Origin of the sequence: Pseudomonas rhodesiae (assembly GCF_007858255.1) — a bacterium.
Taxonomy (GTDB): domain Bacteria; phylum Pseudomonadota; class Gammaproteobacteria; order Pseudomonadales; family Pseudomonadaceae; genus Aquipseudomonas; species Aquipseudomonas rhodesiae.
In genome coordinates this window covers 142131-167126 of the sequence record NZ_VFEU01000005.1, presented here as the reverse complement: position 1 = coordinate 167126, position 24996 = coordinate 142131, and the positions used below count along the sequence as shown (strand labels likewise).

Below are 24996 nucleotides of genomic sequence, written 5' to 3'. Positions count from 1 at the left end.
AGGTCGATTCTGCACAATCCTTGCCTGATCCTGCGGCCTGTCGTGAATCAGGCAAGCCCGTTACCGGTCACGGGCCTGTAATACGGCGTTCTTGCTTTGCCTGAAACCCCGGGTCTGCACAGCGGTTTCAGGCTTCTCGCAGGATTGTGCAATAAGCTGGCAGGAATCGACTAACCGACTACGCGCCCGCGCCGCTATTGTTGATCCTGTGGCAACACGCCCCTCACAGTGCTTGCCGAGCATCACTTCTCAACGGGAGAGTCGAATATGTCCACCCCCATTCCCGCAAGCCATATGGCCTTTATCCGCGCCCGCAGCGGGTGCAGCACCGAACTGGGTGCACGCTTGAGCAGTTTGATCGAACCGGGCCGTCAGGCGCAGGGTTGTCTGCAATTCTCGTTGCAGCATTCCCAGGTCGACCCCGATGTGTGGTTGGTCTCAGGTTTTTGGAGCAGTGAGCAGGCGATGAGCGCCTACTTCAACTCGCCGGCCCTGATGATCTTTACCGAGCTGTTGAACGACATGGTCGTGCGCAGCATGGACTTCCAGACCTTCACCGATGCGTCCGCCGCCCACGCCTATGGCGAGTACCTGCAACTCGCCGGTTGAAGCGGTTTAGAATGGCCGACTTTTCATTGGCCAGGACCTGCAATATGGCACGTAAACAATTTGCCCATCACGAAGCCGTTTCCGCTGTTGTACCGGGGGAAGGGGGCTACAGCGCCGCCGTCGCCGTGAAGGCGCTGGACGGCATGGGCGCCCCACGGTTTCACAAGATCCTCGACGGGCAGACGTTCAAGACCGCTTCGGATGCCGATGATGCGGCCGTCGTGCAGCTTGAGCAGTTGGTCGATGTCGATGAAGAGGGTCAACTGACCTGGGCGAATGCCGCCAGCTAAAACTGCGGCAGGGGCCTTCGGTTATTTCAGTCAGGGTTTGCTGGCGCCTGGGCGGTACATCTTGAACAGCGCCTCCGGCCCTAGCTGGAAGTAGTCCGCCGGGCCACCGCCGCGCAGAATCGGCTCGGCCGCGGCCGTGTCATAGATGCCGTCCTTGAGCAGCCATTTGGCGATGTGCACCGCAACCACTTCGCCCAGCACCAACCAGCTCGGTACCAGGGTTTGATCGGCGCGTTGCAGCTGGATGATCTGGGTGACTTTGCATTCGAACGACACCGGGCTTTCACCCACCCGTGGCACGCTGACGATCTTCGACGCCACCGGTGTCAGGCCGGATAACGCAAATTCATCCACCTCGGGCGCCACCGCCTCGCAGCTCTGATTCATCTGCTCGGCCAGTGGGCGAGTCGCCAGGTTCCAGACGAACTCGCCGGTCTGTTCGATATTGTTCAGGCTGTCTTTGCGCCCAACGCTGGAGAACCCAATGATCGGCGGAACGTAATTGAACGCATTGAAGAAACTGTAGGGCGCCAGGTTCAGGCGGCCTGCACGGTCGTGGGACGAAATCCAGCCAATCGGCCGGGGACCGACGATGGCATTGAACGGATCATGAGGCAGGCCGTGGCCGTTGGCGGGTTCGTAGAAATGGATATTGTCAGGCATGGTGGGGTTCCTGCTGCGGGGGTCTGGAAGGCAGCCATAGTGCAATCCATAGCGACGAATTTCCATTCGCCCATGGAATTTTCATTCAGCGTCCACCTCTTTTTCACAGCGGCCCGGGTCGATGATCATCGGCGGTGCCTCACTGGCGACTCGCTGAACGTGCACAAGGTACAGGCGTTCCGAGGCGTGTTGTTCTATTAGATAACCATCCTGTTTTCCAACACCCTGGCCACGGCGCTGAGCATCGCTGATTTGCTCGAAATGTGGGAGCGGGCTTGCCCGCGATGGCGGTGGACCAGCCAGGGTTGATTAGCTGAAACACCGCCATCAGGGGGCTTGCCCGCTCCCACATTTGTTACTGCACGCAACCGTTAGTTCGTAGTAATCCGCGAATGTTTGCGGGTGTCTTTCATGGTCACGTAGACCATCAGCGACACCGCGATGCAGGCGGTCACGTACCAGTAGTAACCGGTTTCCATGCCGATGCTCTTGAACCACAGCGCGATGTATTCAGCGGTCCCGCCGAAGATCGATACGGTCAGTGCATACGGCAGGCCCACGCCCAGGGCGCGGATTTCGGTGGGGAACAGTTCGGCTTTGACCACCGCGTTGATCGAGGTGTAGCCGCTGACGATGATCAGCGCCGCCATGATCAGGAAGAACGCTCCCCACCAGGTCTGGATGGTGTGCAAGGTGGTGAGGATCGGCACGGTGAACAGCGTACCGAGGATGCCGAAGGCGATCAGAATGGGGCGGCGGCCGATCTTGTCCGACAGCCCGCCGATGATGGGTTGCAGGCACATGAACAGAAACAGCGTCGCCGCCGAAATGGTGGTGGAGTCGGAAATGCTCATGCCGACGGTGTTCACCAGGTACTTCTGCATGTAAGTGGTGTAGGTGTAGAAGGCCAGGGTGCCGCCCATGGTCAGGCCGACCACGGTCATCAATTCCTTGGGGTGACGCAGCAAGGTGCGCATGGCGCTTTCCTTGGCTTTTTCCTTCTTGGTAAACGACTCGGTTTCTTCCATGCCACGACGCAGGTACAACGCGACCACGGCACACAGGGCGCCGATGGCAAACGGAATACGCCAGCCCCAGGCGTAGAGTTGTTCGGTGGTCAGCACTTGTTGCAGCACGATCAACACCGCCAGCGCGATGAGCTGGCCGGAGATCAGGGTCACGTATTGGAAGCTGGAGAAGAAACCACGGCGTTCCTTGGTTGCCATCTCGCTGAGGTAGGTGGCCGAGGTGCCGTATTCGCCACCCACCGACAAACCTTGCAGCAAGCGGGCAAACACCAGCAGGATCGGCGCGCCGACACCGATGGTTTCATAGCCGGGGCTGAGGGCGATGATCAGGGAGCCGAAGCACATCAGCAGCACCGAGGCCATCAGCGCGGCCTTGCGCCCTTTGTAGTCCGCATACAAGCCCATCAGCCAGCCGCCGATCGGGCGCATCAGGAAGCCCACGGCGAAGATCGCGGCAGTGTTGAGCAATTGGGCGGTGGTGTCGCCTTTGGGGAAGAAGGCTTTGGCGAAGTACAGCGAGAAGGCGGCATAGACGTACCAGTCATACCACTCGACCATGTTGCCCACCGAGCCGCTGAAGATCGATTTGATCCGGCTGGTGGTGGTGCGTTCTTTGGCCGGCGCGGCCACCGACCCCGCAGACAGGGTGTTGGAGTTATCCATCGAAGGATCCTTCATCTAGTTGTTTTTATGGAGCAGCGCGAGCGTTGCCTGGCTGGGGCTATAGCAGGAGCTGTGCCAAGGGGATGAAGGCCCGGTTTAGAAGGGTTTGAGGAAATTTTTGAGCGAAAAGTCGCTGATGATTTTGGTGGTGATGAGCGGAAATCCGCTCATTCGTCCGGCAGAAACATTTCTCGGGTCAGGCCGTGGCGCTGCATTTTTTCATTGAAGGTGCGCCTCGGCAGTTGCAGTTCCGCGAGCACCGCTTTGATATCGCCCTTATGTCGGCTCAACGCGGCTTTCAGGCACTGCGCTTCAAAGGCTTCCTGCTGTGCCGCCAGGGATTGCCCGGTTTCGACAGTGTCCGTTTCCGGCTCGCCCAGGCCCAGCACCTGGCGTTCGGCAACGTTGGCCAGCTCCCGCACATTACCCGGCCAGTCATGGCTGAGCAGCCGCCCCAACTGCGCGCCGCTCAAGGGCTCGACACGGCGCCCAAGGCGCTCGGCGGCGCTCTGGGCAAAGTGCTCGTAGAGCAGGGGAATGTCTTCGCGCCGCTCGCGCAGTGGCGGCAGGCGCAACTGCGCGACGTTCAGGCGATACGCCAGGTCTTCGCGAAAGCGTCCGGCGCGGGCCTCTTCCAGCAAATCGGGTTTGGTCGCGGCGATGATGCGCAGGTCCACAGGGATGCTCTGGTTGGAACCCAGGCGCTCCAGCTTCTGCTCTTGCAGCACCCGCAGCAGTTTGACTTGTTGGGCCAGGGGCATGCTTTCTATTTCGTCGAGAAACAGCGTACCGCCGTGGGCGTATTCCAGTTTGCCGATGCGTTTGCCCTGGGCCCCGGTAAAGGCGCCGCTTTCGTGACCGAACAGTTCGGCCTCAAACAGCTGCTCGGGGATCGCCGCGCAGTTGAGCGCCACGAACGGCTTTTTCGCCCGCGGACCGAAATCATGCAGGCAGCGGGCGACCAGTTCCTTGCCGCTGCCGGTCTCGCCACGGATCAGCACATTGACCGGTAGCGCCGCCAGATCCAGCACTTGGCGGCGTAGGTTCTGCAACGCGCGGGACATGCCGAGCAAGCTCGATTCCAACTGCGCGCGCTGCCCGGCCTGCTGGTGCAGGCGGCGGTTTTCCAGGACCAGCCCGCGCTTGTCCAGGGCGCGGCGCAGGCCGTTGAGCAAGGCGTCGGGGCTGAAGGGCTTTTCCAGAAAGTCGTAGGCGCCGTCGCGCATGGCTTCCACGGCCATCGGCACATCGCCATGGCCGGTGAGCAGAATCACCGGCAGGTCCGCGTCGCGCCGCTGCACTTCGGCCAGCAGTTCCAAGCCGCTGAGCCCGGGCATGCGCACGTCACTGAGGATGACTCCGGCAAAGTCCCTGGGCAGCTGTGCCAGGCATTCCTCGGCGCGACTGAACAGTTGCACCTCGAAACCGGACAGGCTCAACCATTGTTCGACGGCCGTGCGGATACTGGCTTCGTCGTCGACCACAATTACCGCGTTCAACATAGGTCCGGCGTCTCCAGCGCGATGGGCAGGGTCAGGGTGAACACCGCGCCGTCGCCTCGGTTAGCGGCGATCAGGCGTCCGCCGAGTTCGTGCACGATGGCGTAGGACACCGCCAGCCCCAGGCCGAGCCCGTCGCCCACCGGTTTGGTGGTGAAAAACGGGTCGAACACACTGTTCAAGTGTTCTTCGGCAATGCCGCCGCCGCTGTCGCTGACGGTCAACTGCCACAGCTGCTGGTCGGCGTGCAGGCGGATTTCCAGGCGCTTGCGCGGTTTGTCGGCCATGGCATCCAGAGCGTTGCGCAGCAGGTTGATCATTACTTGTTCCAGGCGGATCGCGTCGCCGCGTACCCAGGCAGGGCGGGTCAGGTCCAGCACAGTGCCGATGCTTTCGTCGCGCAGGCGCGCGTCGAGCAAGTGCAGGGATTGGTCGACCACGGTGGCCAGGTCCAGGCGTTCGCGCAGGCCGCTGGGGCTTTTACGCGCGAAGGTCTTGAGATGGCCGGTGAGCGCGGCCATGCGCGTGAGCATATCGTCCAGCGGCGTGAGAGCCTTGTAGGCGTCGTCCACGCGGCCATGGTCGAGCAGCAGGCGCAGGGTGGCCAGTTGCATGCGCTGGGCTGTCAGTGGCTGGTTGATTTCATGGGCCAGGGCCGCCGACATCTGCCCCAGGGCGGCCAGCTTGGCGGACTGCACCAGGCCGTCCTGAGCGGTGCGCAGCGCTTGGGTGCGCTCTTCCACCAGGCGCTCCAGCTCTTGGCGACTGCGCTGGCGCAGGCGTGCCAGGCGCCAACGCTGGGTCAGGAACAGCACCAGAAACACCAGCGCCAGCCACGAACCGGCAGCAGCCAGGCCGGCATTGCGTTGGTCTTCGAAAGCGAACTGGGGTTTGCGCAACAGGTGCAAGGTCCACCCTTCGGCCTTCAGCGGCAGGGATTCCCAGATGTAATTGGCACTGCCGTCTGGGCCGTTGACGCGCATCAGGTGACTGTTTTCATCGAAGCGTTGCAGGGGCTGAGTGTCCAGCGGCTGCAGCTGCTTCTTATCGTATTGGCGGGTGGCCTTGAGTTCGGCGAGGTCGCTGTCCGACAGCGGTCGCAGGTTGCGATAGCGCCAGCCCGGCTGGTTGGCGATAAATACGATGCCACGCGCATCGCTGACCAGCAGCAGATCATTGCCCTGGGCCCATTCGCGCTCAAGCTCGGGAAACTCCAGCTTGACCACCATGGCGCCGAGGAACTGCTCGTGCTCGTCCAGTACCGCGCTGGAAAGGAAATAGCCGGGAATGCCCGTGGTCACCCCCACCGCATAAAAACGCCCGGTGCCCTGGCTGCGGGTCTGGCTGAAATAAGGCCGGAATGCGTAGTTGTGGCCAACATAACTGCTCGGCAAGTTCCAGTTACTGGCCGCGACGGCCAGACCGGTGTGATCCATCAATTCCAGGGTGGACGACTGCGCGGCGCCGTTGATGCGTTCCAGCTTGCGGTTGAGCAAGTCCTGGGTGGCGCTGTCCAGCGGACCTTTCAAGGCGTTGATCATTTCCGAATCCAGCGCCAGCACCGCAGGCAGGGCGCGGTAGCGTTCGATCAGGGTGTGCAGGGAGTTGGCATACAGCGCCAATTGCTGATTGGCACGGGCGGCATCGTCCACCAGGGCCTGGCGTTCGGCATGCCGCGTGGCCAGGGCGGCGGCCAGTACCGCACCGGCGATGATCAGCAGGGAGTAAAAGCTCAGACGCAGGGGGCGAGGGATCACGATCATACGGTGATGAACAGGCACGGTAAGGGGAGTGCACCATAGCATGAGCAGCAGCGGTCTTGGGGTGCGCCAGGTCATTGTAAATGGGCAGGTTGCGCAGGTTTTGCGGCAAGCCCGGCGCTGAGAAATCGGCAGGCAATAAAAAAGCGACCGTGCTGATCGCAGCGGTCGCTTTTTCTGTCGCTCAGGCAGTGCTTATTGCACTTCTACCGCCAGGCTTTCACTGATCTTTTTCTGCCAGATGGCAGGACCGGTGATGTGGACGGATTCGCCCTTGCTGTCCACCGCCACGGTGACCGGCATGTCTTTGACCTCGAACTCGTAGATCGCTTCCATGCCCAGTTCTGCGAAAGCCACCACGCGGGACTTCTTGATAGCTTGCGCCACCAGGTAGGCAGCGCCGCCCACGGCCATCAGGTACACGGCTTTGTGGTCCTTGATCGCGTCGATGGCGGTCGGGCCGCGTTCGGATTTACCGATCATGCCCAACAGGCCGGTCTGATCAAGGATCTGACGGGTGAACTTGTCCATCCGCGTGGCGGTGGTCGGGCCGGCTGGGCCGACTACTTCTTCGCGCACTGGATCAACCGGGCCGACGTAGTAGATGAAGCGACCCTTGAGGTCCACTGGCAGGGTTTCACCCTTGTTCAGCATCTCGACCATGCGCTTGTGCGCCGCGTCGCGACCGGTGAGCATCTTGCCGTTGAGCAACACGGTTTCGCCCGGTTTCCAGCTCTGCACGTCTTCCGGGGTCAGGGTGTCGAGGTTGACGCGGCGGGCCGACGGGCCGGCCTCCCAGACGATTTCCGGGTAGGCGTCCAACGGTGGTGCTTCCAGCGACGCCGGGCCCGAACCGTCGAGCACGAAGTGCGCGTGACGGGTGGCGGCGCAGTTGGGGATCATGCACACCGGCAACGAGGCTGCGTGGGTCGGGTAATCCATGATCTTCACGTCGAGCACGGTGGTCAGGCCACCCAGGCCCTGGGCGCCGATGCCCAGTTGGTTGACCTTCTCGAACAGCTCCAGGCGCATCTCTTCGATACGGTTCTGCGGGCCGCGTTTTTTCAGCTCGTGGATGTCGATGGATTCCATCAACACTTCCTTGGCCATCACGGCGGCTTTCTCGGCGGTGCCGCCGATGCCGATGCCGAGCATGCCAGGTGGGCACCAGCCGGCGCCCATGGTCGGAACGGTCTTGAGCACCCAGTCGACGATCGAGTCGGACGGGTTGAGCATGGCCATTTTCGACTTGTTCTCGGAGCCGCCGCCTTTGGCCGCCACGTCCACTTCCACGGTGTTGCCCGGAACGATGGAGTAGTGGATGACCGCAGGGGTGTTGTCCTTGGTGTTTTTACGCGCGCCGGCCGGATCGGCGAGAATCGAGGCACGCAGGACGTTTTCCGGCAGGTTGTAGGCGCGACGCACACCTTCGTTGATCATGTCGTCCAGGCCCATGGTGGCGCCATCCCAACGTACGTCCATGCCCACGCGCACGAACACGGTAACGATACCGGTGTCCTGGCAGATCGGGCGATGGCCGGTGGCGCACATGCGCGAGTTGATCAGGATCTGGGCCATGGAGTCACGGGCCGCTGGCGACTCTTCGCGCAGGTAGGCTTCGTGCATCGCCTGGATGAAATCTACGGGGTGGTAGTAGGAAATGAATTGCAGGGCGTCGGCAACGCTCTGAATCAGGTCGTCTTGCTTGATCACGGTCATGAGTCGCGCTCCTCTATAAGACGGGAACATTCAATAAAGGTGGCATCAGTGGGGTGCATCGGTCGGCTGAGGCCACCTTTCCAAGGCACGCCAAGTGGTGCAGGCGCGACGCTAAAAAGGCGCGGCAGTATAACCCGGCGCGGTGGCCGATACACCCGACTATGGTCAAACTGTGCCGAGCGTGATTCCCTGTGTGCGCCTTTTGATGCGAGATGTTCCATGCCTGAACTGCACGTCGGCGAACGCCATTGGTCGGTACCTACCGGCAGTAACCTGTTGGATGCCTTGAACCAGGCGGGCGTGGCCGTGCCTTACAGTTGCCGGGCCGGCAGTTGCCATGCGTGCCTGGTACGGTGCGAGGGCGAGGTGGATGATTGCCAGCCGGAGGCTTTGAGCCCTGCGCAACGCCAGGACGGCTGGCGCCTGGCATGCCAATGTCAGGTGAGCGGGGACGTGCAGGTCGAGACATTTGATCCGCTGCGCGATGGCGTAACGGCCCAGGTCGTGGCGACAGACTGGTTGACCCCGAGCGTTTTGCGCCTGCGCGTGCAAGCGCAACACAACCTGCGTTATCGGGCCGGGCAGCACCTGGTGCTGTGGGCGGGGCAGGTGGCGCGGCCGTATTCCCTGGCGAGCTTGCCCCAGGAGGACGGGTTCCTGGAGTTTCATCTCGATTGCCGACAGCCCGGTCAATTCAGCGATATCGCCCGCCGGTTGCGGGTCGGCGAGCGTTTGGTCCTGGGCGAATTGCGCGGCGGCGCCTTGCACTATGACCCTGATTGGCAATCCCGGCCGCTATGGCTGTTGGCCTCGGGGACAGGGCTGGGCCCTTTATGGGGCGTGTTGCGCGAGGCGTTGCGCCAAGATCATCAAGGGCCCATCCGCGTGATTCACCTGGCCCATGACGCCGCCGGCCATTATCTGGCCGAACCCCTGGCGGCGCTGGCCGCCCGTCACCCGCAGTTGACCGTGGAGCTGTGGACCGCGGCTGAGTTAACCCAGGCATTGGCGCAACTGCGGCTTGTTTCCCGGCAAACCCTGGCCTTACTCTGCGGGAGCCCTGCCAGTGTCGAAGCGTTTTCCAAGCGTTTGTTCCTGGCCGGACTGCCGCGCAATCAACTGCTGGCCGATGTGTTCCTGCCCCGTGGTTGAGCGCTGAATTCCATCGCCGCGAGACTCGCCATGACCGACGCCATCCTCCAGCAACGTGACGGCGGGCTGCTGACCCTGCAGCTCAATCGCCCGGACAAGAAGAACGCCCTGACCCGCGCCATGTACACCCGCTTGGCCGAGGCGCTGGAACAGGCCGATGCTGACCCGCAGATCAATGCCGTACTGATCCAAGGCAGCAGCGAATGCTTTACCGCTGGCAACGACATCGGCGACTTTCTCGACCAGCCGCCCAGCGACTTGGACACCCCGCCGTTTCACTTTATGAAGAGCCTGCTCAACTGTCGCAAACCGGTGATCGCCGCTGTGGCCGGGGCGGCGGTGGGCATCGGTACGACCCTGCTGCTGCACTGCGACCTGGTGTACGTCAGTCGTGATGCGCATTTGCGCATGCCGTTCGTCAACCTGGGGCTGTGCCCTGAGTTTGGTTCCAGCCTGATCCTGCCGCGATTGCTGGGGCACGCCAAAGCCGCCGAGCTGTTGCTGTTGGGCGAAGGGTTTACCGGTGAGCAGGCCGCCGCATGGGGCATCGCCACCGAAGCCTTGAGCAGTGGTGAGGCGACGTTGGCCAAAGCCAGGCAAATCGCTGAGCGTTTCGACACCTTGGCGCCGGGCGCAGTGCAGATCACCAAGCAATTGATGAAAAGCGTGGACCGCGAGCAGTTGCGTCAGGTGATCGAAGAGGAGGGGGCGTTGTTTACCCAACGGTTAAGGTCGCCGGAGGCGATTGCGGCGTTGTCGGGGTTCGTTACTCGACGCTGATCGTAAGCAAGGCCCTCTATCACGAAAAGCAAAAAGCCCCGTCACTTGCATGACAGGGCTTTTGTTTTCAACGACCGATCACTCAGACCATTGGGTCGCCAACGTGCAGGATCTTCATGCCGTTGGTGCCGCCGATGGTGTTGTAGCTGTCGCCCTTGGTCAGGATGACCCAGTCGCCTTTCTCCACAACGCCGCGCTTGAGCAGCTCGTCGATGGCCGCCTGGCTCACTTCATGGGGTGGCAACGACGCCGGGTCGAACGGTACGGTGTAGACACCCCGGAACATGGCCGCGCGGGCCTGGGTTTCGCGGTGCGGGGAGAACGCGTAGATCGGTACCGACGAACGGATGCGCGACATGATGAGCGGTGTGTAGCCACTTTCGGTCAGAGCGATGATCGCTTTCACGCCTGGGAAATGGTTGGCGGTGTACATCGCCGCCAGGGCGATGCTCTGGTCGCAGCTTTCGAACACTTTGCCGATGCGGTGGCTGGAGGTTTTGCTGGTCGGGTGCTTTTCGGCACCGACACAGATACGCGCCATGGCCTGGACGGCTTCCAGCGGGTACGGGCCGGCGGCGCTTTCGGCCGACAGCATGACGGCGTCGGTGTAGTCCAGCACGGCGTTGGCCACGTCGGACACTTCGGCGCGGGTCGGCATCGGGTTTTGGATCATCGACTCCATCATCTGGGTCGCGACGATCACCGCTTTATTGTGGCGACGTGCGTGCAGGATGATTTTTTTCTGGATACCGATCAGTTCGGCGTCGCCGATTTCAACGCCCAGGTCGCCACGGGCAACCATCACGGCGTCGGAAGCCTTGATCAGGCCGTCGAGGGTTTCGTCATCGGCCACGGCTTCCGCGCGTTCGATCTTCGCCACCAGCCAGGCGGTACCGCCGGCCTCGTCGCGCAGCTTACGGGCGTATTCCATGTCAGCGGCGTCGCGGGGGAAGGACACTGCGAGGTAGTCCACTTCCATTTCGGCGGCCAGCTTGATGTCGGCTTTGTCTTTTTCGGTCAGGGCCGGTGCGGTCAGGCCACCACCGCGACGGTTGATGCCTTTATGGTCCGACAGTGGCCCACCGATGGTCACGGTGCAGATCAGCTCAGTGCTGGTGGCGGTGTCGACGCGCATGACCACGCGGCCATCATCCAGCAGCAGCTCGTCACCGACGCCGCAGTCTTTGACCAAGTCGGGATAGTCGATACCCACGACTTGCTGGTTGCCTTCGGTCAGCGGGTGGCTGGTGGAGAAGGTGAAGGTGTCGCCGATCTTCAGTTCGATTCGCTTGTTGGCGAATTTGGCGATACGGATTTTCGGGCCTTGCAGGTCGCCCAGCAACGCCACGAAACGGCCGTGCTTGGCTGCGAGATCACGCACCAGCTTGGCGCGAGCCTTGTGCTCGTCGGGGGTGCCGTGGGAGAAGTTCAGACGGGCAACGTCCAAACCAGCCAGAATCAGCTGTTCGAGGACTTCCGGCGAATTGCTGGCCGGGCCAAGGGTGGCGACGATTTTGGTACGACGGACGGACATGCACGGACTCCTGAGTTCAAGCGCTGAGGAAGGCTACTATGCTCTTTCGTTGTAGTCATTGTTCGTTTGCACTACTTATCGAACATTCACTTGTTTTGGCGGCGGGCTAAAAGATGAACGACCTTGAAGATTTTCGACGAAGGGTCGATACACTCCACAAGACAGGAGAACCCTCATGCGAATTTTGCTCGTTGCTGCCCTTGCCGTCAGTGTTGTCGGCTGCACCCGCTGGTCGATGGACCATCATTTGAATAACGCCTACCGGGCTTATGGGGTCGGTGATTGCCAGCGCGTCACCCTGGAATTGTCCCAGGTGGACCGCGAAAGCCGCAGCCGTCGGTACGTGCAGCCGGAGGTCTCGATGTTGCGTGGGCAGTGTCTGGAACGGCAGAAATTGTTCGTCGATGCCGTGCAAACCTATCAGTTCATCATTACCCAATACCCTTCCAGCGAGTACGCCTACCGCGCCCGCGCGCGGCTCGACACCCTGCAACAACTGGGGCATTACCCCGGCGCCAGTGCTGCTCAGCCACGTCCTGCGTCCTTGTGAGGATATTTACCGTGGGTTAACTGGCCCGTTGCCAGTCTTGGGCTATCCTTTGGATGATCGTTTGTACAAGTTTCTATTCGAACGAATGAGGGGCCCGGATTCGGCGGCTGTCTAGTGCACAATGCAGTGTGTTGTCACACCGAGATCCAGGGAGAGCGAGCGTTTATGCTCGTTCCGAATCACTGGCACGGCCAGAGTCATGGCCACTGGATGGCGATCTCACCATGTTTACCGACCGACGGATCGAGCGGCATCAATTACCGAGTTTCTTGCAAGTGTTTAACCGTCTTACTGACAAGCCCATTGGTTTTCTGGGCAATGCCTCGGAAGACGGACTGATGTTAATCAGCCTGTTGCCCATGATGATTGATGTGGATTTCGAGCTGCGGTTAAAGATTCCTGCGGCGGATGGCGACTTTCATGCCATTGATCTCACCGCGACGTGTCTGTGGAGTCACGAAGACATCAACCCGCAGCACTACGATTCCGGCTTCCGCATCATCAGCGCCAGTGAGGAATATGGGCAATTGATCAGCGTTTTGGTGCATTACTTCAGCTTTGATCCTTTGCAGGCGTCTGCCTAGCATCAAGCGTTGTCGACTCGGCATGGGCTTCAGAGCCCTTGTCGTGCCGAGCACATCTTTTAGAACACACCGGCTTTCTTCCAGCCCAGATAACGAGTCACCAGGGCCGCGCCCATCTCCGAAGGCAAGGTATCCAGTACTGACAGGCCATGTGCGCCCAGCCGGTCATGCAATTCGTCGCGTCTGGTGAGGTAATCCACCGTGCCGCTGTAGGCCAGGGCCTCAGGTAAGGTTTGCACAGGGGACTGCCGCAATTGGTCCAATACCTCCTCGCGCAAACTGGCCACCAGCACTCTATGTTGGCGGCCGATACGTTTGACGGCCGCCAGCAGCGCTTCATCGTCCTCATCCCGCAGGTTGGTGACGATGATCACCAACGCCCGACGCTTTTGCCGAGCCAGCACTTGGTTCGCCGCTGCGAGGTAGTCGGCCGACCGGCGCGTCGTGTCCAGGTCGTATACCGCGTTCAACAACAGATTCAACTGGCCGCTGCCCTTAACTGGTGCCAGGTAGCGGGGCTGATCGCCAGCAAACGTGCATATCCCCACCGCATCGCCCTGGCGCAAGGCGACATAGCTGAGCAGCAGGCAAGCATTGAGGGCATGGTCGAAATGGGACAGTTCATCGTCCTGGCTGCGCATGCAGCGGCCGCAATCGAGCATGAACACGATCTGTTGGTCGCGTTCGTCCTGATACTCCCGGGCGATCGGTGTGCGTTGTCGCGCGGTGGCTTTCCAGTCGATCTGACGCAGGCTGTCGCCTTCGCGAAATTCACGTAATTGATGAAACTCCAACCCCAGGCCGCGTCGTTGACGCTGGCGAACCCCCAGCTGGCTCAGCCAGTTATCCACACCCAGTAATTGGGCGCCGTACAACCGGGCGAAATCCGGGTATACGCGGGTGACATCCTGGGTTTCGATAAAGCGCCGTGCCGACCATAACCCCAAAGGGCTGGGGATATGGATTTCACAGCGGTCGAATGGGAAGTGGCCACGGCGCAAGGGGCGCAGGCGATACCCCAGTTCACTGCGTTCACCGGGGCGTAGTTCGATGGTTTGCGGCAGGTTGTCGACGCTCAGCCCATCGGGAACATGGTCGAACACCTGCACCGTCAGCGTTTGTGCAAAGGCGTGTTCCAGGCTCAGGCGAACGTCGCCCCAGCGTCCCAGCGCCAGACTGCCGGGCATTTGCCGTTGCAGGCGCGGGGTAGGCCGGTGGCGCAGGCGCAGGGCATCCAGCAGGGCAAGCAGTAACAATGCCAGGAGCAAGCCCCAGGCCACCGAGTGGAGTGTGTCGGGCACCTTCAGTTGCAGCGCTGCCGTGGCGCCCAGAAGAATGCTCAGGCCCAGCAGCACGCTGAGCCAGGTTAATAGCAGACGGGTCGGTTTCATGGGCGATTCATTGCCGCGGAGCCGGGATCTGGTCCAGCAGTTGCTTGAGTACCTGGTCGACTTCCAGCCCGTCGATATCCAGTTCTGGCGCAATACGTACTCGATGACGCAACACCGCCAGGGCACATCCTTTGATGTCATCCGGAGTGACGAACTCGCCGCCGCGTAGCAAGGCTCGGGCACGGGCGCCACGCACCAACGCGATGGAAGCTCGCGGCCCCGCGCCGATGGCCAGCCCTGGCCAGCTTCGGGTCGCTCGCGCCAGGCGCACGGCATAGTCGAGTACGTGTTCGTCCAGGGCCAGTTCGCTGGCGACCTGTTGCAGTTGCATGACATCGTCGGCCTGCAGCACGGTGCGCAAGGGTTGCACATCCAGCATATCGGCCCGCGATGAACGCGTGACTTCGCGCACCATATCCAACTCCTGCTGCGCTTCTGGATAGTCGATGCGCACTTTGAGCATGAAGCGATCCAGTTCCGCCTCCGGCAGGGGATAAGTCCCTTCCTGTTCAATGGGGTTCTGGGTGGCCAGTACCATGAAGGGCTGACCGATGGGCAGCGCCTCGCCTTCCAAGGTCACTTGCCGCTCTTGCATGGCTTCGAGCAGAGCGGCCTGGGTCTTGGCCGGGGCGCGGTTGATTTCGTCGGCCAGTAACAGGTGGGTGAAGACCGGGCCTTTGCGCAGCTTGAACTGTTCGGTGTGCAGGTCATACACGGCATGGCCGGTGACATCGCTGGGCATCAGGTCCGGCGTGAATTGGATACGCGCGAAATCGCCATCGAAGCAGCGTGCCAATGCACGTACCAGTAAGGTCTTGCCGAGGCCGGGTACGCCTTCGAGCAATACGTGGCCGCCGGCGATCAGGGCGGTGAGCACATCATCAATGACCTGATCCTGCCCAATAACGGCCTTGCGCAGTTCGACGCGTAAGGCCTGGGCCTGTTGGCTGGCGCGATGCAGGGTTTCGCCGGTCAGGGCGGTGGCGCTTGGAAAATCGCTCATAGGGCATTCCTGAGGGTTTGCAGGCATGCCACCTGCCGGCTGAAATCGGCGCTGGAAAGCCGCTTTTCCGGGAGTGGGCCGAGGGCCTGGCTGATGACATGAGAAGGTTGATGCGTCAGGTGTTCGAGCACCTGCCACTGTTGTGCATCATCAAGGTGTTCGAAGCCGGGATGGCGACGCCTGGCGGCGCGCAGGATATCCCGTTGCAAGGCCTGCACCAGCGTGCGTTGGCCATTGCGGCGCAGCAGGAAGTCGGCGCTGGCTTTCAGATGTTCCTGCAGTTGCCGACGAGCCTTGGGCGCGGGTGCCTGGATAGGTCCCTGGCGCATACCCGCGTGCCACAGGGCCAGGGCGATCAAGGCCGTCAGCGCTACCAGTGCCTGGGGGAAATAGCGCAGCAGCAGGCTGAACAGATCGTCCACATCACCGTTGGCCAACAGAGTCACGGCCGTGCCCTGGGTCAGGTACCACAGCAGCCAGGCATTGTCGTGCTTACCGATATTTGCGGTTTTCCACAGGTCGCTGTCGGTGATCACGGTCACACGACCCTGGCCGAGGTCGAGTTGCATCAGATGACTCGACCGGGCGCTGTTGGCGGAAAATTGCGCCAGATGCTTGGGGTCGGTGAGGTTGAAAGCGGTATCGAAACCGAAATAGGCCGGGGCGGTTTCATTATCGATATAGAGCCTGGTCAGGTCGGGTGTTTTCTCTTTGCGCGCTGGCGCGGGCTCTTCGGGCTCGTCGCTGAGCACTTGGCGTATCTGGAGGCGGTCGAGTAAGAGATCGCCACTTTTGCCGGTTTCTTCATCCCACAGGGCTTCTGCTACCACCAGCAGGTGGCCGCCGGAGCGGGTCCAGTCCAGCAACTGCTCAACCTGACGGGGAGACATATTGCTGCGCTCCGTCAGTAGCAGAAGGCTATGGTGTTCAGACGGGAGGTCGGCCAGGCGATCAAGGCCAAAGGCATGGTCCACGGGCAGGCCCTGCTTACGCAGAAAGTGTTCGGCGGCCAGATAAGGGTTGGCTTGCGCTTCAGGGGAAGGCCCGCGGTCGATTACCTCGTCGTAGGGCGTGGCTTTGCTCCAGGCATAAAAACCAGCCGCTGCGAGTAAACACACCAGCAGTAGCCCTGCCCACATTAAAAGCCGGTTCATTGGGGCCCCCCCGAACTGAACAGGGCACGCCAATCGCTGCAGAGTTTTTGCTGGATCGTGGTGGGTGGAAGGCGGTGGCCGTAAGCGAGGTTCTGCCAGTGCCGGGTCAGTTCATCACTGAAGGCCAGCAATTGCGGCTGTTCCAGTTGGTGAACGCGTTCCAGCACTTGCCCTTCGGTGTCGGCACTTTTAAGGGGGAGGTTGAAATCATGCAGTAAACGGCTCAACAGGCCGCGATAAAGCAGACCGAGAGCTTCCCTGGGCTGGGTGGCCCAAAGTTGCTCGGCGGTGCTGGCAATATCCGTGGGCAAGGTCTCGGCGCCCAGCGCCAGGCCGAACAGTTGCGTGGGGGCAGGCTTGACGACTTTGGGGCTGGCAGGCGCGCGCCGGCTGACAAAAGTGCGCAGCCAATCACGATAGCGCCACGCCACTAGGGCCAGGCCGCCAATCAGCAGGCTCCATAGCAGTACTTCCAAGGCCTGGGCAAAATGCTTGAAGGTATCGCTGTTAAGGTTGTCCAGAAGCGCCTGCAGCCACGCTGGAAGTTTGCTATCACCGCGGTCCTTGTTCTTTACGGTGGGTTTGTCATCGCCAAAGCGATAACGGGTGACGGTTTCCGGGTTCTTGAACGGGGGCTTGTCCAGCAGCGCCTTGACTGACTGGCTTGCACTCTGAGTGCTCAGCGGCTTCGATTCATCGGCCATGGCGGGCGGATTGACGGGTAGGAATGTCAGCCCGATCACCAGCAATAACAGAGGGGCCGCTGTGCTCAGCCGTTGGCGCAGACGCCGGAATACCAGTTCCAGATCCCAAGCCTCCAGCACGGTTCGGCGGTTGAGATAGAGGCTGAAACCACAGGCCACATAGATCGGTTCCCAGAACACCAGTATCAGGGCATAAAACGCGTTACTCAGATGCTCCAGCCACAGCCCCTCAGAACTGGTGGCCAGTATGAGCCGCTGCCAATCCCAGTTCTGCTCGACGTTTTGCGGAATGAAGAGATAGAACAGGGCCATGCACCCGAACCAGAGCCCGATTTCCAGATGCACTCCAACGGTGGTCAGCCAGCGCGCGGCGCCGGCGTCACGCTGTTGCAATACGCCCAGGCGCTTTTGACGCGCCTGGCCATCCAGACCTTCCAACTGGCTGACCGGCATGACGAAGCTGCGGCTGAGACTGAGGCGGCGCCAGGTCAGGCTGGCCAACAATTGCCCCTTGAGCAGGCGCGGCCACTGGCGTACCGCCTGATTAAGGCTGGGCGTGTCACCGAACAGCGCCTTTGACAGGATATAGAGCGGCAGGCGATCGAATGCCGGCTTGAACCACCAGAACAGAAATATGGCGGTGGAGGGGTACTTCCACAGCGCTGCGCTGAGCAGAATGAACACCGGCAAGGTCACCAGTGCCCAACTGGCGGTCAGTAATAAACGATGTTCCCTGGCCATCAGGACACCAAGGTCCATAGCTTCCCAGGCGGTACGCGGGCGAATCGCCACGCTGGCATCACTCAGGCGCATGTTGAGTCCGCCCTGCAAAGATCAGGTACGCCGCGACCAGCAGCCACAATACGGCGCCCACCAGGTATTTGACCCATGCCGCAATGACCGTGGTGGACGACCAGTAGGCTTCAATGAACGCGGCAATCAGCAGGAAGACCATGACACCGCAGAGCAATTGCACGCTCTTATGTGCCGCGAGCCTCAAGGATTCCCCCCGCGTCAGTCGCCCCGGCGAGATGAGTGCCCAGCCCAGTTGCAAACCCGCTGCCCCGGCGAGGGCAATGGCTGTCAACTCGAACGCACCATGACCGATGACGAATGACCAGAAGGTCTGCCCGTAACCAATCTCGGTCAGGTGTCCGGACACCGCGCCGATGATCAGCCCGTTGAAGATTAGGAAGAACACGCTGCCCAGGCCAAACAGCAAGCCGGCGGCGAATGTCTGGAAGGCGATGCCAATGTTGTGCATCACGTAATAGCCGAACATCATCCAGTCCTCGCTCGATGCACGCTCGGCGGCGCGGCCCAGGCGACTGGCATCGGGGTCGTACATGTCCTGCATCTCAGCCACCTGCTGGGGGCTGATGATGCTGTAGATCAGTTCGGGAAACAGGTAGACCAGCAGCGCTATGCCCAGCAGGCTGCCAAAGAACAGCACGCTGGCCACCGCTACAAAGCGCCACTGTTCGCGTACCAGCCGCGGAAAACCGGCCAGGACAAAACCCAGCACGCTGGCGCCCAGTTGGCTGCGATGACGATACAGTTGCTGATGGCCGCGCAGGGCCAGTTGCTGCAGCGGGTCCACCAGATAGCTGCTATAGCCGCGCTCCTGAGCCAGCGCCAAGTGCTGGCAAAGGCGCCGGTATTGATGAGGGAAGTCGGCAACATCGCTCGCTTTAGCCTTACCTTGTTCCAACCGATTGAGTTGTTCGGCGAAAGCTTGCCATTGGGGCTGGTGACGGCTTTCGAACAGGCTCTGCTTCATGTTGGCCCCAGGAGGCCGCGGGCCACGCCATTGAGTTGTTGGGCCGCGCGAGCTGGGGAAACCTGCAGGGACGGCGCGAGGATAGCGGCCAGTTCGTGTACCCGTTCAGCGGACAATTCACCCTGGCGTTCGGCAAAACCCAGAATGGCCCGTTGTTCGTTCAGGTCCAGGGCAAAGGGCAAGCGCAGGGCTGCCGCCTGAGGAATCTGAGGACGTGGTAGAGGGCGTTCGCGGTAGACCACCAGCGTGCCGGCGGCGAGGTCGCCGAGGCGTTTGAAATGGGGATGTTGCAGGCAGCTGATGGCGCCAAGAAAGTAGCCAAAAGGCAGCATGTCGACAAACCGCAGCAGGTTGCGGATCAGCGAGGCCGACCAGCCGACGGGTGTACCGTCGTCCTGTACCACGCGCAATCCCATGACTTGCTTACCCGGCGAACACCCTTGGTTAAGCACTTCGAACAGCACCATGTACCACCAACTGACCAGGAACAGCAGCAACGCGCCGAGGCCGAGACCTACATTGCCGAGCAACGCCAGCGGCACCATGAGCACGCCCATGATCACGCCGCGCGCCAGCAGGTCGAAGGCAAAGGCCAATACCCGGGGTACCAGGCCGGCCGGGCGCAACGGTAGGTCGATACCTTCCGGGGTTTCGATCTGGTAGCGCGTATCCAGTGGGGTTGATGGCATTGCGATCCTTGGCAGTGCAGAGCGGCTGGGAGAGACGGATGCTAGCAGTGTCGGCGATGGAAGCAACCATTCAAGATTTTGCTGGATTTTTATACAGTTAAATTGCTGCTGGCCGCGGATGTGGTTCCACGCCTAGACTTTGTCGATCTTCAGTACAGGAACAGCCCGTGACCTCCATTTTCTGGTACGACTATGAAACCACCGGCATCAATCCGCGCAGTGATCGCCCTCTTCAGGTAGCCGGAATTCGTACGGACCTCGAACTCAACGAGATCGGCTCTGCGCTCAATATTTATTGTCAGCCCGCCGACGATATCCTGCCTCATCCCGCTGCCTGTGCGATCACCGGTATCACCCCGGCGATCCTGGCGCAAAAGGGCTTGGCCGAGGCCGACTTCATGACCCGTGTACACGCCGAGCTGGCCGCTCCTGGGACTTGCGGCGCTGGCTACAATACCTTGCGGTTCGACGATGAGATGACGCGCTACAGCTTGTATCGCAACTTTTTCGACCCTTATGCCCGCGAGTGGCAGGGCGGTAACAGCCGCTGGGACCTGATCGATGTGGTGCGCACCGCCTACGCTTTGCGCCCGGATGGTATCGAGTGGCCGCAGCAGGACGGGCGCGTGACCCTCAAGCTGGAACGCCTGACTGCGGCCAATGGAATCGACCATGGCCAGGCCCACGATGCGTTGTCCGATGTGCGCGCCACTATTGCTCTGGCACGGTTGGTCCGCGAGAAACAGCCCAAGCTCTATGATTGGCTCTTCCAATTGCGCAGCAAGCAACGGGTGATGGATCAGGTGCGCCTGTTGCAGCCGATGCTGCACATCTCCGGGCGGTTCTCCGCCGAACGCCATTATTTGGGCGTGGTATTGCCTTTGGCCTGGCATCCGCGCAACCGCAATGCGTTGATCGTCTGCGACCTCGGGCTCGATCCGCAGGGGCTGCTGGACCTGGATGCCGAGACCTTGCGTCAACGCCTTTACACCCGCCGGGACGAGTTGCCCGAAGGTGAGCTGCCGGTGCCGCTCAAGCTGGTGCACATCAACCGCTGTCCGGTGGTTGCTCCGCTCAGCGTGCTGCGCCCCGAAGACCGTGAACGCCTGCAATTGGACATGGAGGTCTGCCAGGCGCGGGCGCTGCGGCTATCTGACGCACAAGAAGTTTGGCGCGATAAGTTGGCGGCCATTTATGCACAGGAAGAATTTTCTTCGACGACAGACCCGGAACAGCAGTTGTATGACGGTTTTATTGGTGATCGTGATCGACGCTTATGTGAACAAGTCCGCTTGGCGGAGCCTGCTCAATTAGCGCGTCAGCAGTGGCCGTTCGATGATCAGCGGTTGCCTGAATTGTTGTTCCGCTACCGTGCGCGTAACTTTCCCGACACCCTGAACAATGAGGAGCAACAGCGCTGGAAACTTTTCTGTCAGCAACGATTGTCCGACCCTCAATGGAGTGCGCCAATTACCTTGGATGCATTTAAGCAGGCCAGTCAGGAGTTGGCTGTAAATGCGACACCGTTTCAGCAGCAGGTGCTGGTGCAGTGGCAGGAATATGCTGATGCTTTAGCGACTCGTGTGAATCTGTAGTCGATTTCGCGCAATAGTGCGTGCAATAAAAAAACGCCAGCAAGCTGGCGTTTTTAATGTGTTGCTTATCTGGCATGAGCCCGGTGAGCTTAGCCCAGCAGGGTAGCCCAGCCTTCAACCACGTCACCGCCCCACTTGGCTTTCCACTCTTTCAGCGTTTTGTGGTTGCCACCTTTGGTTTCAATCACTTCGCCGTTGTGCGGGTTTTTGTATTGCTTGACCTTGCGCGCACGCTTGGTGCCGGTAGTTTTCACGGCGCCGCGAGGAGCTTTAACTTTCGAATCCGGATCCAGCAGCGCGATGATGTCACGCAGGGATTTGGAGTATTCGCCCATCAGGGTGCGCAGCTTGCTTTCGAATTCCATTTCACGTTTCAGGCTGCCATCTTTTTCCATGGCTGCCAGTTGGGCTTGCAGCTCTTTGATGGCTTCTTCTTTGGCACGGTATTGGGTGATCAGAGACATGTGGCTACCTTATGTAGAGCGCTGATTGACAGGGAGAGTGGCCCAATAATAGTCAGGCGGTTTGTCCAAGTAAACATTTAAGCATGCTTTTATGTGAATTACTTTGAGTGTTTGTAGTGCAGCCCTGCAATCGAGTTAATTAAAAAGGACGTAATGCTAAACATCAGACCTGTGAGACTCCTAGGGGCACTCCATATGTAGTCCTGATTCATATAAGGGTGGTAAAAGCATAGGGCATTAAGGGGCAAAGCCAGGCCGACCATCAGAATAAACGTTAACCAATACTGCAGTTTTTCTTCGCAATCGCTAGAATGGCGGCCTTTGCGAAGTTCTGGAGTTCCCCCCTAATGCGCACTTTTCGGCTGGTGATTGCTTGCCCGGACCGGGTCGGCATCGTTGCCAAAGTCAGTAACTTTCTGGCCTCCCATAACGGTTGGATCACCGAGGCGAGCCATCACTCGGACAACCTCAGCGGTTGGTTCTTCATGCGTCACGAAATACGTGCCGACACGCTGCCCTTTGGTCTTGAAGCCTTCCGCGAGGCCTTTGCGCCGATCGCAGAAGAGTTTTCGATGACCTGGCAGATCACCGACACCGAGCAGAAGAAACGCGTGGTGCTGATGGCCAGCCGCGAATCCCACTGCCTGGCGGATCTGCTGCATCGCTGGCACAGCGATGAGCTGGACTGCGAGATCGCTTGTGTGATCTCCAACCATGACGACCTGCGCAGCATGGTCGAGTGGCATGGCATCCCTTATTACCATGTGCCGGTCAACCCGCAGGACAAGGAGCCGGCGTTCGCCGAAGTGTCGCGCCTGGTCAAGCATCATGACGCCGATGTCGTGGTACTGGCGCGTTACATGCAAATCCTGCCGCCGGAACTGTGCCGCGAATATGCCGGCAAAGTCATCAACATCCACCATAGCTTCCTGCCGTCGTTTGTCGGGGCCAAGCCTTACCATCAGGCCTCCCTGCGGGGGGTGAAGTTGATTGGCGCAACCTGCCACTACGTCACCGAAGAGTTGGACGCCGGCCCGATCATCGAGCAGGACGTGGTGCGCGTCAGCCATAGCGACAGCATTGAAGATATGGTGCGGTTCGGTCGCGATGTCGAGAAGATGGTTCTGGCCCGTGGCCTGCGCTACCACCTCGAAGATCGCGTATTGGTGCACGGCAACAAGACCGTTGTGTTCTGATTCAATCGCGTGGATTGAATATCGAAGGGTCTGGGCGTTAAATCGTTCCAGGCCCTTTTTATTTATCCGCACGTCAGGACTGCACCATGACCGACCCACTCGATAAAGCCACCTCCAAAGCGCCTGCGACGTTGGGCGAGGGATGCTTGAGTCGCTACGATCCTGATGCGCTGGATGCCGAAGACGGTACCGAGTTTCCAGGGGCGGCTCAGTTGTGGGAACAGATGCAGGAGGCAGAGAAGATGCCCGCGTCTGATCAGCAAGATTCTTGAACATTCGTCCCGTCGCCATGGCGGGGCATTACGGCTGGGTTGCGAGCCAGTCCACTTTGGTCAATGGCGTACGCCCCGTCTGCAGTAGGTGTTGCAAGGTATCGAGCCAATAGCGACGAGCACCTTCGTGACGCAGGTCGACCGGATGCACGCCTAGGCGAATGACCGGTGCCGACCGCCAGCGCCGTTGCCGTTGATCGCTGAGATGTTTGGACAGGCTTCGGCGCCAAGCGCTGCGGGCGCTCCACACCAAACCTGGGGCGCCGACGCGGGTAAAGTCGGGCAGCCGATAAAGCTGTTGCGGGTCGCTGGTGTAGCTCAGCGGCAACTGGCGCAAGGCGTCCTTGGTACCCTGGCTCATCAGCCAGGCCGGAGCGACGAACCCATGCAGAGGCCAGTCGTTGCGTCGGAAGACCTCGATGCCGTCGCTTAACCGCTGCAGGGCCTGGGCCTCTGACAACTGGTAAAACTCTCCCTCATGGGTATAGATGCGGCGCATGAACCAATCTTTGGGCGTACGCGGTGGCGGCTGGTCGTCGCTATGGAAATAGCCGTGCAAGGCCAATTCATCGCCCTTGGCCACGCGGCGGTCCAACAGGCGGCGAAATTCGGCGTGGTCGGCCAAGGTGCCGCGATGATGGAAATCCGGAACCACCAACCAAGTGATGGGGATGTCGCCCAGAGCGTCCACCGCCTCCACAAAGGGGCGATAGTCGGACCAGGTTTGCGGGGCCACATCGTGCAATACCAGCACTACCGAGCGCTTAACCATGGGCAAGCATCGGTTTGTGGCTATCGAGCACCGCGTAGTAATGGCCCAGCAGGCTCTCGACCACGGTGTCCCAAGCATACTGCTGCTCCACATGGCGTCGAGCCTGTATGCCGAGACGCTGAGGATCGCGGCTGAACAACTCGCGTACCGCATCGGCCATCGCTCGTGGATTGTTGGGGGCGCAGAGCAAGCCGCAATGCTCGTCGACGATTTCAGTGAAGGCACCGGCGGCCACGGCGACCACTGGTATGGCGCAGGCCATGGCCTCAAGAATGACCAGGCCGAACGTTTCCTGATCGCCGCCATGCAGAAGGGCATCGGCACTGGCCATTAAACGCGCGACTTGCGACGCCGGCTGGAAGCCGTCGACCACGGTGACATTCTCCGGCACCTTAGCCGGCATGCCGGACCCCACCAGCAACAGGTGATACCGATCTCCCAAGCGCTTCATACACTTAAGCAGCACAGGCAGGTTCTTCTCCTTGGAACCGCGCCCGGCGAAGATCAGCAGTCGCGTATCTTCAGCGATTCCCAACTCAGCGCGTAAGCCGGGGTCGCGTACCTGCGGGGTGAACGTCTGCAGATCCACACCCAACGGCTGCACAAAGACGTTTCTGACGCCCAACCCCATGAGCTTGTCGGCCATGACCTGGCTGGGCGCCAGTACTCGGTCAAAATTCCCATAGAGTTTGCTGACATAGGCTTCAACATTTGGCGTGAACCACGGCCCCATGCGGTTGCTTACCAGCAACGGCAAGTCGGAGTGATAAAAGCCGATAACCGGCACGTCAAGCTGGCGCCTGGCATCCAGAGCGGCCCAGGCCGTGAGATAGGGATCGCCGACCTCGATCAGATCGGGCTGTAAATCGTGCAAGACATTTCGCCATGGCGTCAGCCGCAGCGGAAATCGATAACCTTTGCCGAAGGGGAGGGGAGGTGCGGGTACCTTGAACACCCCATCCTGTTCGCTCAAGTGGGCGCCGGGAATCAACAGGCTGTGGCGAATGCCCGGCTTGAGCGTCAGGCGCCGGTGCTTGGCGTCCAGGTAAGTGCGTACGCCGCCACTGGCCGGGGCGTAGAACATGGTTATGTCGGCGATATGCACGATGAACATCCCTCCTATCCAGGCTCTCCTAACGTGGACA

General features: G+C 60.6%; 24 protein-coding genes. 9 read left to right on the top strand and 15 right to left on the bottom strand.

What is annotated here, in order from left to right:
• The first annotated feature begins 267 nt into the window (after positions 1 to 267).
• Both FIV35_RS09785 and FIV35_RS09780 read left to right on the top strand, forming a co-directional pair.
• On the top strand, positions 268 to 609 hold the full coding sequence (locus FIV35_RS09785) for an antibiotic biosynthesis monooxygenase family protein (protein WP_034100252.1): 342 nt from the start codon (positions 268 to 270) through the stop codon (positions 607 to 609).
• A gap of 44 nt (positions 610 to 653) precedes the next feature.
• Positions 654 to 899 carry a hypothetical protein gene (locus FIV35_RS09780; protein WP_034100250.1) on the top strand — a complete coding sequence of 82 codons (246 nt, stop codon included), beginning with the start codon at positions 654 to 656 and terminating at the stop codon, positions 897 to 899.
• Positions 900 to 929: 30 nt separating this feature from the next.
• Here the strand turns inward: FIV35_RS09780 and FIV35_RS09775 are convergent, their stop codons facing one another.
• The 5 genes from FIV35_RS09775 to FIV35_RS09755 all read right to left on the bottom strand — a co-directional run bounded on the left by FIV35_RS09775 (position 930) and on the right by FIV35_RS09755 (position 8231).
• Positions 930 to 1562, bottom strand: a complete 633-nt coding sequence (locus FIV35_RS09775; RefSeq protein ID WP_034139158.1) for a flavin reductase family protein — start codon at positions 1560 to 1562, stop codon at positions 930 to 932.
• Positions 1563 to 1933: 371 nt separating this feature from the next.
• Positions 1934 to 3253, bottom strand: a complete 1320-nt coding sequence (locus FIV35_RS09770) for an MFS transporter (RefSeq protein WP_034139157.1) — start codon at positions 3251 to 3253, stop codon at positions 1934 to 1936.
• 167 nt (positions 3254 to 3420) lie between these two features.
• A complete protein-coding gene (locus FIV35_RS09765) occupies positions 3421 to 4755 on the bottom strand; it encodes a sigma-54-dependent transcriptional regulator (RefSeq protein WP_034139156.1) in 1335 nt (444 codons plus the stop codon).
• Positions 4749 to 6515, bottom strand: coding sequence for a sensor histidine kinase (locus FIV35_RS09760; protein WP_034139155.1), 1767 nt, complete (start codon positions 6513 to 6515; stop codon positions 4749 to 4751). The genes FIV35_RS09765 and FIV35_RS09760 overlap by 7 nt, the downstream gene beginning before the upstream one ends.
• Before the next feature lie 192 nt (positions 6516 to 6707).
• Positions 6708 to 8231, bottom strand: coding sequence for a fumarate hydratase (locus tag FIV35_RS09755; protein WP_034100239.1), 1524 nt, complete (start codon positions 8229 to 8231; stop codon positions 6708 to 6710).
• A 219-nt stretch (positions 8232 to 8450) separates the two neighbouring features.
• Here FIV35_RS09755 and FIV35_RS09750 point away from each other — a divergent pair, with 219 nt between their 5' ends.
• Positions 8451 to 9383 (top strand): iron-sulfur-binding ferredoxin reductase, encoded by a 933-nt coding sequence (locus tag FIV35_RS09750; protein WP_034139154.1) that lies wholly within the window; start codon positions 8451 to 8453, stop codon positions 9381 to 9383.
• Between the two features lie 30 nt (positions 9384 to 9413).
• Positions 9414 to 10163, top strand: a complete 750-nt coding sequence (locus FIV35_RS09745; RefSeq protein WP_034139153.1) for an enoyl-CoA hydratase-related protein — start codon at positions 9414 to 9416, stop codon at positions 10161 to 10163.
• An 82-nt stretch (positions 10164 to 10245) separates the two neighbouring features.
• Here the strand turns inward: FIV35_RS09745 and pyk are convergent, their stop codons facing one another.
• Positions 10246 to 11697, bottom strand: coding sequence for a pyruvate kinase (gene pyk / locus FIV35_RS09740; RefSeq protein WP_034100233.1), 1452 nt, complete (start codon positions 11695 to 11697; stop codon positions 10246 to 10248).
• Between the two features lie 175 nt (positions 11698 to 11872).
• On the opposite strand from pyk, the gene FIV35_RS09735 reads away from it, so the two are divergent.
• Complete coding sequence (locus FIV35_RS09735) at positions 11873 to 12247, top strand: tetratricopeptide repeat protein (RefSeq protein WP_034100231.1); 375 nt, start codon at positions 11873 to 11875, stop codon at positions 12245 to 12247.
• A gap of 224 nt (positions 12248 to 12471) precedes the next feature.
• On the top strand, positions 12472 to 12831 hold the full coding sequence (locus FIV35_RS09730; RefSeq protein WP_034100229.1) for a pilus assembly protein PilZ: 360 nt from the start codon (positions 12472 to 12474) through the stop codon (positions 12829 to 12831).
• 59 nt (positions 12832 to 12890) lie between these two features.
• On the opposite strand, the gene FIV35_RS09725 is transcribed toward FIV35_RS09730, so the two are convergent.
• The 6 genes from FIV35_RS09725 to FIV35_RS09700 are packed head-to-tail and all read right to left on the bottom strand — an operon-like array spanning position 12891 to position 19552.
• Complete coding sequence (locus tag FIV35_RS09725) at positions 12891 to 14222, bottom strand: DUF58 domain-containing protein (protein ID WP_034139152.1); 1332 nt, start codon at positions 14220 to 14222, stop codon at positions 12891 to 12893.
• Positions 14223 to 14229: 7 nt separating this feature from the next.
• Positions 14230 to 15225: an AAA family ATPase gene (locus FIV35_RS09720; RefSeq protein ID WP_034139151.1), complete on the bottom strand. Its 996-nt coding sequence runs from the start codon at positions 15223 to 15225 to the stop codon at positions 14230 to 14232.
• Positions 15222 to 16379, bottom strand: a complete 1158-nt coding sequence (locus tag FIV35_RS09715; RefSeq protein WP_034139150.1) for a DUF4350 domain-containing protein — start codon at positions 16377 to 16379, stop codon at positions 15222 to 15224. The genes FIV35_RS09720 and FIV35_RS09715 overlap by 4 nt, the downstream gene beginning before the upstream one ends.
• Positions 16376 to 17896 (bottom strand): DUF4129 domain-containing protein, encoded by a 1521-nt coding sequence (locus FIV35_RS09710; RefSeq protein WP_034139149.1) that lies wholly within the window; start codon positions 17894 to 17896, stop codon positions 16376 to 16378. The genes FIV35_RS09715 and FIV35_RS09710 overlap by 4 nt, the downstream gene beginning before the upstream one ends.
• Complete coding sequence (locus FIV35_RS09705; RefSeq protein WP_034139211.1) at positions 17883 to 18863, bottom strand: stage II sporulation protein M; 981 nt, start codon at positions 18861 to 18863, stop codon at positions 17883 to 17885. Before FIV35_RS09705 ends, FIV35_RS09710 begins: the two co-directional genes overlap by 14 nt.
• Positions 18860 to 19552, bottom strand: a complete 693-nt coding sequence (locus FIV35_RS09700; protein ID WP_034139148.1) for an RDD family protein — start codon at positions 19550 to 19552, stop codon at positions 18860 to 18862. Before FIV35_RS09700 ends, FIV35_RS09705 begins: the two co-directional genes overlap by 4 nt.
• Before the next feature lie 167 nt (positions 19553 to 19719).
• Between FIV35_RS09700 and sbcB the strand changes: the two genes are divergently transcribed.
• Entirely contained in the window at positions 19720 to 21147 is a 1428-nt protein-coding gene (gene sbcB / locus FIV35_RS09695) for an exodeoxyribonuclease I (RefSeq protein ID WP_034139147.1), read from the top strand.
• A gap of 89 nt (positions 21148 to 21236) precedes the next feature.
• Here the strand turns inward: sbcB and mvaT are convergent, their stop codons facing one another.
• On the bottom strand, positions 21237 to 21611 hold the full coding sequence (mvaT, locus tag FIV35_RS09690) for a histone-like nucleoid-structuring protein MvaT (protein WP_034100216.1): 375 nt from the start codon (positions 21609 to 21611) through the stop codon (positions 21237 to 21239).
• Positions 21612 to 21958: 347 nt separating this feature from the next.
• On the opposite strand from mvaT, the gene purU reads away from it, so the two are divergent.
• Together purU and FIV35_RS09680 are read left to right on the top strand one after the other, a co-directional pair.
• A complete protein-coding gene (gene purU, locus FIV35_RS09685; RefSeq protein WP_034100214.1) occupies positions 21959 to 22807 on the top strand; it encodes a formyltetrahydrofolate deformylase in 849 nt (282 codons plus the stop codon).
• 86 nt (positions 22808 to 22893) lie between these two features.
• Positions 22894 to 23079, top strand: a complete 186-nt coding sequence (locus FIV35_RS09680; RefSeq protein ID WP_034139146.1) for a hypothetical protein — start codon at positions 22894 to 22896, stop codon at positions 23077 to 23079.
• Between the two features lie 28 nt (positions 23080 to 23107).
• Here FIV35_RS09680 and gpgD read toward each other — a convergent pair whose 3' ends face one another.
• Together gpgD and gpgS are read right to left on the bottom strand one after the other, a co-directional pair.
• A complete protein-coding gene (gene gpgD, locus FIV35_RS09675) occupies positions 23108 to 23851 on the bottom strand; it encodes an N-acetylglucosaminyl phosphatidylglycerol deacetylase (RefSeq protein ID WP_034139145.1) in 744 nt (247 codons plus the stop codon).
• Positions 23844 to 24965, bottom strand: coding sequence for an N-acetylglucosaminyl phosphatidylglycerol synthase (gpgS, locus tag FIV35_RS09670; protein ID WP_034139144.1), 1122 nt, complete (start codon positions 24963 to 24965; stop codon positions 23844 to 23846). Before gpgS ends, gpgD begins: the two co-directional genes overlap by 8 nt.
• Positions 24966 to 24996 lie beyond the last annotated feature (31 nt).